Source organism: Streptomyces sp. NPDC001530, from assembly GCF_042894545.1.
Taxonomy (GTDB): Bacteria; Actinomycetota; Actinomycetes; order Streptomycetales; family Streptomycetaceae; genus Streptomyces.
On the sequence record NZ_JBIAVS010000034.1, the window covers coordinates 82,273 to 90,491 of the forward strand.

Here is an 8,219-nt window from a genome sequence, read left to right on the forward strand (position 1 = left end):
AATTGCCCTGAACGAGCGGCGCCCCGGCCTCTCCTGTGGCCGGGGCGCTGTCACGCCACCGACTCGGGCACCGGCGCCCCCGCAGGCGCGTGCTTCGGGGCCGTCGCCGTGACCATCAGGCCCGCGACCAGGCCGGCCAGGAGCATGATGCCGACGGCACACCAGATGGCGACGGTGTTGCCGTGGACGATGCCCTCCTTCGTGATCAGGGCCTTCTGGGCAGGGTCGTGGAGGTGGGCGGCGATGTACGCCGTGCCGCTGGTGGTGGCGATGGTGTTCAGCAGGGCCGTGCCGATCGAACCGCCCACCTGCTGCGAGGTGTTGACGGTCGCGGAGGTCACGCCCGCGTGCTGCGGGGCCACCCCGGCGGTGGCGGCGGCGAAGACCGGCATGAAGGTCAGACCCATGCCGAGGCCCATCAGGATCAGGCCGGGCAGCAGCCGGCCCGGGAGGCGCGCTCCTCGGGCTCCTGGTCACGGCTCCAGCACCACCTTTCCGATCGTGCCCCGCGATTCCAGGGCCCGGTGGGCGGCGGCGGCCTCGGCGAGCGGGAAGCGCGTCACGGCCGGGGTGAGGCGACCGGCGGCCGCCTCGGCGAGGGCGCGCAGCTCAAGGGTCCGTACGGGGTTGGCGCCGCCCGTCTTTCCCAGCATCACCGGGCCGAGCACCTGCTCCGTCACGCCGTCGACGATCAGTGGCTCCCCGCCCTGGATGCCCTCGCCGGACCAGCCGAAGACGAGGTGCTTGCCGCCGGGGCCGAGAAGGGCGACGGCCGCGCGGGCGACGTCGCCGCCGACGCCGTCGAAGACGACCGTCGCCGTGCGGGAGCCCAGGTGGCCACGGACCTGCTCCGGCCAGCTGGGGTCCTTGTAGTCGACGGCCGGATCGGCGCCGTTCTCGCGCACCCGGGCCACCTTCTCCGGGCCGCCCGCGAGGCCGATCACGGTGGCGCCCGCGTGCTTCGCGTACTGCACAAGGAGGGTGCCGATGCCCCCCGCGGCGGCGGGGACGACGGCCACGGAATCGGGGCCGAGCTCGGCGAACTGCAGGATCCCCATGGCCGTACGCCCCGTTCCGATCATGGCGACGGCCTGGGCGAAGTCCAGGTTCTCGGGGATCTCGTGGACGCGGTCGACATCGGTGACGGCCAGTTCGGCATAGCCCCCGGGTGCGAAGCCGAGGTGGGCGACGACGCGCTTGCCGAGCCAGAGGCCCGCGACGCCCTCGCCGAGGGCCTCGACGGTTCCGGCGACCTCGCGGCCGGGGATCGTCGGCAGCGGTGTGGGCGCGGGGGCCGGGCCCTGCATGCCCTCGCGCAGGGCCGCGTCCAGCAGATGGACGCCTGCCGCGGCCACGGCGATACGGAGCTGGCCGGGGCCTGGCTCGGGATCCTCGGCCTTCTCGTAGGTGAGGTTCTCGGCCGGGCCGAAGGCGTGCAGGCGGATGGCGTGCATGGTGGGCTCCCTCGTTCGTAGGAGGCCCACTCTTCAACCTCAAGCATGCTTGAGGTCAAGGCGTTCCCGGATCCTGAGGGCCAGGGCGACCGCTTCGAGCGCGCTGTTGAAGGAGACCTCCGAGAGCACGCCGGGCGCGGCGACCTGGTCGCCCGCCAGGTAGACACCGTCGCCCCGGTCGACGCGGGGCCGGTCCCGCCAGCTGGTGCCGGGCAGGTCGACCGCCCCGGTGCGGCCGGTCGCGACGGCCTCGCGCCGCCAGGTGACGCGCTCGCGCCAGCCCTCGAAGGCCAGGTCGAGCAGGTGCTCGGCACGGGCGATTCCGTCGTCCTTGGACTCGTGCGGGGCGATCGGGATCTGGCCCTGGACGAGCTGCTCCCCGGCCGGGGCGAGGGTGCGGTCCTGCGCGGTGAACCGTTCGAGCCAGCCGGGCGCGTCCAGGTCGGAGACGGCGAACGCGTCGCCGCGGCGGGTGCGCACGGCCAGGTCGATGAGGGCGGTACGGCCGCCGGTCCAGGTCAGCGAGTCGTCCTTGAGGAGGTGGCGGGCGGAGGCCAGGGAGGTGGCGACGACGACGGGACCCCGGTCGACGGGGAGGGCGTCCACGCGGGCCAGGGTCTCCATGCGTACGCCGAGATTCCATGCCCGGGCGGCCATCCGGTCGATGACGCTCGCCCATCCGCCCATCGGGTAGTGCGCCTCCAGGGGCAGCTTCGTGGCGCGGCGCAGCCGTTCCTGCACGAACGCGGCGGACAGCGAACCGGGGTCGTGGTGGAAGAGGGCGACGGCGGAGTAGTGCGCGGCGGCCCGCGCGCCTTCCTCCCCGGCTCGCTCGGTCGCCCACGTCATGAAGTCGACGTCCACGGGTGCCTGTTGGGAGGTGCGGCGCAACAGCTTGAGCATCGCGAAGGGCGGGGTGCGGCGCAGGGCGCCCTTGTGGTGGAGCTTGAGGCGGGCCGCTTCCAGGGGCGGGATCGGGGCGAGCGGCCCGATCAGGTCCCGCTGTTTGAGCCAGGTCCAGTGCGGGCCGCCGCTGTAGAGGGCGTGCGGGCCTTCGTTCGTCCGGTACGGGCCCTCGGCGGTCCGTGCTCGCCCGCCGAGGGTGTGATGGGCCTCGTACACGGTGACCTTGGCGCCCGCCTCGGCGGCGGTGATGGCCGCGGTGAGTCCGGCGAAGCCGCCGCCGATGACGGTGATGTGGCGCATGGCTGGGGTCTCCTTCTGGTTGCCTCGGTTACCTCGGTTGCCTTGGGCGGGTGCCGCCTTTCTCTGTGTACGACTGATCGAGGGCCCCGAAATGTGACATGGGTGGCGTCTTCGCAGGTCAGGGGGATTGTCAGTGGCGGCGGGCAGTATGGGGGCATGGCGAGGAGAGCGACGGGTGGGAGCGGCGGCTCGGGTGCGAAGGCGTCCGGGACCGGGGTGAAGGCGGCGCGGCGGCCGGAGGTGCGGCTGCCGGCGCTGGAGCCGTACGGCGGCGGGGAGTTGGAGCCGGACGGGGACTACGACGGGCTGGAGTTCCGGGAGGTGGACTTCGCCGGTCAGGACGGCGGGGGCGCCCGCTTCATGGACTGCGCGCTGACGGGCTGCGCGCTGGACGAGACGCGGCTGCACCACGCGCGCGTGCTGGACTCGGTCCTCACGGGCATACGGGGCGTGGGCACCGATCTCGCCGAGTCCACCCTGCGCGACGTCGAGCTGGTCGACGCCCGCCTCGGCGGCGTGCAGCTGCACGGCTCCGTCCTGGAGCGCGTCCTGATCCGCGGCGGCAAGATCGACTACCTGAACCTCCGCAAGGCCCGCCTCAAGGACGTCGTCTTCGAGGGCTGCGTCCTCGTCGAGCCGGACTTCGGTGGCGCCCACCTGGAGCGCGTGCGGTTCACGGACTGCGTCCTGAAGACCGCGGACCTCACCGGGGCGACGCTCACGGACGTGGACCTGCGCGGGGCGGCGGAGCTGGACATCGCGCGGGGGGTGGATCGGTTGGCGGGGGCGGTGATCAGCACGACGCAGTTGCTGGACCTGGCACCAGTGTTGGCGGCGGAAATGGGGCTTCGGGTCGACGACGCGACGGGGGAGGACTGACGGGATGGGCTCGTTCTACGGGAACGTGCTGGTGGCGCGGGCCTGCGAGGAGGTCGTGCCACTGCTGGGCGGGGCAGCCTCGGGGGCCGGGGACGAGGGGATACCCGGGTACGCGCTGCCCGTCGGGCCGCGGCATACGGTGATCTACCCGGACCCGGAGACCGGGGCACCCGACCTGGCGGGACCGCTGAGCCGACTGCTCGGCGCGCCGGCGCTGGGCATGTACGTCTTCGACTCGGACGTACTCCTGATGTCCGTGTACGAGGACGGGGAGCTCAGGCACCACTACGACTCGTACCCCGGCTACTTCGACGAGGGGGAGACCGACGAGGACGGGGAGCCGGTGGCCACCGACGACTTCTTCGACAACCCGACGTGGCCCGACCCCGTCGGCGTCGACCCCGAGGCCTTCCTGCCCCTGGCCGCCGGCCCCGTGGACCGTGCGGCGCTGGAGTCCGTCCTCCGCGTCATACCCCTGGACCCGGAGGACGGAGAGGACGGCCGGTACGTCTTCGCCAACGACCAGCACTATGACGTGATGGCGACGTTGGGCCTGAACGCACCCCGGCTGAGCACCGGGTTCGGCTACCTGTCCTCGGGCGAGCTGCCGTACGAGACGGCGGCGGATGAACTGGTCGTCCTGGGTGGAGCGGCCCGACCCTAGGACACCCGGGGAAAGCGGGCCTGGAGGGTCCAGATGGCTGGGTTTTCGGCGAGGTCGTCGTGCAGGTCGGTGAGGTCGGCGATCAGGTCGTGCAGGAAGTCGCGGGCCTCGCGGCGGAGTTCGGAGTGGGAGAAGGTCAGCGGCTCCTCGTCGCCCGGCATCCAGTCGGCCTCGATGTCCACCCACCCGAAGCGGCGCTCGAAGAGCATCCGGTCGGTCGACTCGGTGAAGTCCAGCTCCGCGTGCTGCGGCCGGGAGGCCCGGCTGCCGTGCGGGTCCTGGTCGAGCTGCTCCACGATGTCGCACAGCGCCCATGCGAAGTCGAGCACCGGCACCCATCCCCAGGCTGTGGACAGCTCCCGGTCCGTCTTGGTGTCCGCGAGGTAGACGTCACCGCAGAACAGGTCATGCCGCAGCGCGTGGACGTCCGCGCGGCGGTAGTCGGTCTGCGGAGGGTCGGGGAAGCGGTTGGAGAGGGCGTAGCCGATGTCGAGCACGTACGTGATGGTGTCACGGCCGGGTGAGCGGTTCCCGCCGACCGTGTGGCGACGGTGTCATGCCCTCGTAGGATCAAGGGTGTGTCCCGATCCTCCCGATCTTCCGCCGCCATCCCCTTTGCCCTGGCCATCGCGGTCGCCCTCACCGCGTGCAGTGGAGGCGGGGTGCACGGCAAGCCCGGCGCCTCCGGCGTCCGCGACCCGTACTTCCCGAAGATGGGCAACGGCGGCTATGACGTCACCCACTACGGCCTGACACTCTCCTACGACCCGCAGAGCAAGCGCCTCAAGGGGACGGCCGCGATCACGGCACGCGCCACCCAGAACCTCAGCGCGTTCAACCTCGACCTCAAGGGGCTCGACGTCGCCGGCGTCACCGTCGAGGGCAAGGTCGCCCGCTGGAACCGCGCGGGCCAGGAGCTGACCGTGCGCCCGCACGACGACCTCGACAAGGGGGAGACGTTCCGTGCGGTGGTCCGCTACTCCGGCAGCCCCGAGACGCTCACCGACCCGGACAGCTCGAAGGAGGGCTGGCTGCGCACGGCCGACGGCGCCCTCGCCCTCGGCGAACCCACCGGCTCGATGGCGTGGTTCCCGGGCAACCACCACCCCTCCGACAAGGCGTCGTACGACATCAAGATCACTGTGCCCGAGCGTCTGCAAGCCGTCTCCAACGGCGAGTTGACGAGCGAGACGACCGCAAAGGGCCGTACGACCTTCGCCTGGCACACGGCCGAACCGATGGCGAGCTACGTGGCGACGCTCGCGATCGGCGAGTACCACATCACCCGCTCGACGACGAAGAACGGTCTGCCCGTGTACGCGGCCGTCGACCCGACGCAGGCTGAGGCCGGCACGAAGGTGCTCGCGCGCATCCCCGACATCATGGAGTGGGCGGAGTACAACTTCGGCCCGTATCCCTTCTCCTCCACCGGCGCGGTCATCGACCGCTCGGAAGACGCGGACTACGCCCTGGAGACCCAGTCCCGCCCGGTCTTCCCCGGCGCCCCCGACACCGAGCTCCTCGTCCACGAACTGGCCCACGAGTGGTACGGCGACTCCGTCACCCCCAAGTCCTGGCGGGACATGTGGCTCAACGAGGGCTTCGCCACCTACGCGGAGTGGCTGTGGCAGGAGGACCACGACGGCGACACGGCCGACAAGATCTTCCACTCCCTCTACAAGGGCGACTACTACGAGAACCCCGACGACAACGAGGCGATCTGGGCCTTCCCGCCCGCCAAGCTCTCCAGCGCCGCGCAGATCTCCGACAGCCCCGTCTACGATCGCGGCGCGATGGTCCTCCACAAGATCCGGCAGACCGTCGGCGACGACAGGTTCTACGACATCATCCAGGGCTGGGCCGCCGCCCACCGCCACGGCAACGCGGACACCGACGACTTCACGGCGTACGTCGAGAAGATGGCGCCGGACAAGGACTTCAGCGAGATCTGGGACGACTGGCTGTACGGGGAGGGGAAGCCGGACCACCCGTGACCCGACCCGTGCGGGCAGGGTGGCCCGACTCCCCTTCCGCCTCCGCTAGTTCACGTTGACCGCGGTCCAGGCCGAGGCCACCGCCGCGTACTCCGCGCTGCTCGCGCCGTACAGGTCGCTCGCCGCCTGGAGGGTGGCGACGCGGGCGGCGGCGTAGTCCGTCGAGGAGGTGAAGTACGTGGTCAGGGCCTTGTACCAGATCTGGTAGGCCTTGGTGCGGCCGATGCCGGTGACCGTGGAGCCGTTGTACGTCGGGGAGTTGTAGCTGACGCCGTTGATCGTCTTCGCGCCGCTGCCCTCGCTCAGCAGGTAGAAGAAGTGGTTGGCGACGCCCGAGGAGTAGTGCACGTCGAGGCGGCCGACGCTGCGGGACCAGTAGTCGGCGGAGCCGCCGTCCTTGCTGGGCTTGTCCATGTAGCGCAGCGGGGTGCCGTCGCCGTTGATGTCGATCTTCTCGCCGATGAGGTAGTCGCCGACGTCGGAGGAGTTGTTGGCGAAGAACTCGACCGAGGTGCCGAATATGTCGGAGGTCGCTTCGTTGAGGCCGCCGGATTCGCGGCTGTACTTCAGCCCGGCCGTGGCGGCGGTCAGGCCGTGGCTCATCTCGTGCCCGGCCACGTCGAGCGAGGTGAGCGGGTGGGCGTTGCCCGACCCGTCGCCGTACGTCATGCAGAAGCAGCTGTCGGACCAGAAGGCGTTGACGTAGGCGTTGCCGTAGTGGACGCGGGAGTAGGCGGCCTGGCCGTCGCCCCGGATACCGTTGCGGCTCAGCTCGTTCTTGTAGAAGTCCCAGGTCACGGCGGCACCGTAGGCGGCGTCGACGGCCGCGGTCTGGCGGTTCGCGGGCGTGCCGTCGCCCCAGCTGTCGTCCGCGTCGTGGAAGAGGGTGCCCGTGCCGGACGTACCGCCGTTCAGGTCGTACGTCTTGTGGCCGCCGCGGCCGCCGTCGGTCAGGTCGTAGCCGCCGGAGGATGAGGCGGTGGTGCCGAGGGTGACGGTGCCGCTGTACTCGCTGGCGCCCGTGCCGGTGTCGATCGCCTCGTAGTCGTACAGCTTCTTGCCGGTGGCGGCGTCGGTGATGACATGCAGCTCACTGGGCGTGCCGTCGTGTTGCAGACCCTTGACGACGGACTCGTACGCGAGGACGGGCGTGCTGCCCCCGGCCCAGACGACCCTGCGCGTGGTCGCGGAGGCGCTCTTCTGCGAACCGGCGGCGCTGAGGGCCGACTTCTTCGCGGTGGCCGCGGAAATCTTGGCGTCGGTGGACGCCACGGATATGCGGGCCTTCGTGGCCTTGCTGACGCTCTTGAGCGTTCCGCTCTTCGTGGTGTGCGTGACGAGGTCGCCGCCGAGGACGGGGAGTCCGGCGTACGTCCGCTCGTAGCGGGTGTGGACGGTCCCGTTCGCGTCCTTCACCACGTCCCGGACGACGAGCTGCTCCTGGGCGCCGAGCCCGAGCTTCTCAGCGGTCGAACCGGCGTCCGCCTGGGCCGACTTGAGGGCGGCGGCGCGGGCGGACGCGCTCAGGGCGACGGGGGCCGCGCCCTGGGGAGCCTGCGTTCCGGCCGCGGTGGCGGATCCGTTCTGCACGGCGAGCACGACCATCGCGGCCGACGCGGCGAGGGCGGCGGCGCGGAAGGCGGTCTTGCGGGAGGCGCGGGACTGGTGTCTCACTCGGTCTCCTTGAAGAGGTGTGGCGTCCGTCGGGGTGTGACGGGACGTCACGTGCCGTGAGGGGGGTGGCATGGGGGAGAGAGTGACATCTGTGGGGTTTCTTTGACAGAGGGCAGTCAAGGTTTTACGTGTTTGTATCCGGAAGGTGGGGTGGGGTGTTCGGTATGCGGACCTTTGGGGGTGCTATGGGGAGGTGTCCGCAGGCAGTTGGGGTTTCCGTGCGGGCGTACGACGGCGTACGGCTAAGAAGCCCCTAGAAGGCTCATGAAGATCTTGCTGAGGGGCTGTCCGGCTGCAGGCCGGGCCGGCCCTTCGGTGCTATGTGCCAGTCGGTGCGAGTGTCCAGGT

Annotated in this window: 7 protein-coding genes and 1 pseudogene; 3 read left to right on the forward strand and 5 right to left on the reverse strand. The window is 70.9% G+C overall.

The annotated features are described in order from the left end of the window. Positions 1–50 precede the first annotated feature (50 nt). The 3 genes and pseudogenes from ACFY0T_RS45100 to ACFY0T_RS45110 all read right to left on the reverse strand — a co-directional run. Positions 51–440: pseudogene (locus ACFY0T_RS45100) on the reverse strand (MFS transporter); the annotation flags it as partial. 33 nt (positions 441–473) lie between these two features. After that, positions 474–1,454, reverse strand: coding sequence for a zinc-binding dehydrogenase (locus ACFY0T_RS45105; protein WP_388884362.1), 981 nt, complete (start codon positions 1,452–1,454; stop codon positions 474–476). Between the two features lie 39 nt (positions 1,455–1,493). Beyond that, positions 1,494–2,660: an FAD-dependent oxidoreductase gene (locus ACFY0T_RS45110; protein ID WP_388884363.1), complete on the reverse strand. Its 1,167-nt coding sequence runs from the start codon at positions 2,658–2,660 to the stop codon at positions 1,494–1,496. Positions 2,661–2,816: 156 nt separating this feature from the next. Between ACFY0T_RS45110 and ACFY0T_RS45115 the strand changes: the two genes are divergently transcribed. Beyond that, positions 2,817–3,539: a pentapeptide repeat-containing protein gene (locus ACFY0T_RS45115; RefSeq protein WP_388884364.1), complete on the forward strand. Its 723-nt coding sequence runs from the start codon at positions 2,817–2,819 to the stop codon at positions 3,537–3,539. A 4-nt stretch (positions 3,540–3,543) separates the two neighbouring features. Further along, entirely contained in the window at positions 3,544–4,203 is a 660-nt protein-coding gene (locus ACFY0T_RS45120; RefSeq protein ID WP_388884365.1) for a hypothetical protein, read from the forward strand. Here the strand turns inward: ACFY0T_RS45120 and ACFY0T_RS45125 are convergent. Next, positions 4,200–4,700, reverse strand: a complete 501-nt coding sequence (locus ACFY0T_RS45125) for a hypothetical protein (RefSeq protein WP_388884366.1) — start codon at positions 4,698–4,700, stop codon at positions 4,200–4,202. The genes ACFY0T_RS45120 and ACFY0T_RS45125 overlap by 4 nt on opposite strands. An 81-nt stretch (positions 4,701–4,781) precedes the next feature. On the opposite strand from ACFY0T_RS45125, the gene ACFY0T_RS45130 reads away from it, so the two are divergent. Further along, entirely contained in the window at positions 4,782–6,197 is a 1,416-nt protein-coding gene (locus tag ACFY0T_RS45130) for a M1 family metallopeptidase (protein ID WP_388884367.1), read from the forward strand. A 45-nt stretch (positions 6,198–6,242) separates the two neighbouring features. On the opposite strand, the gene ACFY0T_RS45135 is transcribed toward ACFY0T_RS45130, so the two are convergent. Further along, a complete protein-coding gene (locus ACFY0T_RS45135; RefSeq protein WP_388884368.1) occupies positions 6,243–7,802 on the reverse strand; it encodes a M4 family metallopeptidase in 1,560 nt (519 codons plus the stop codon). Positions 7,803–8,219: the final 417 nt, after the last annotated feature.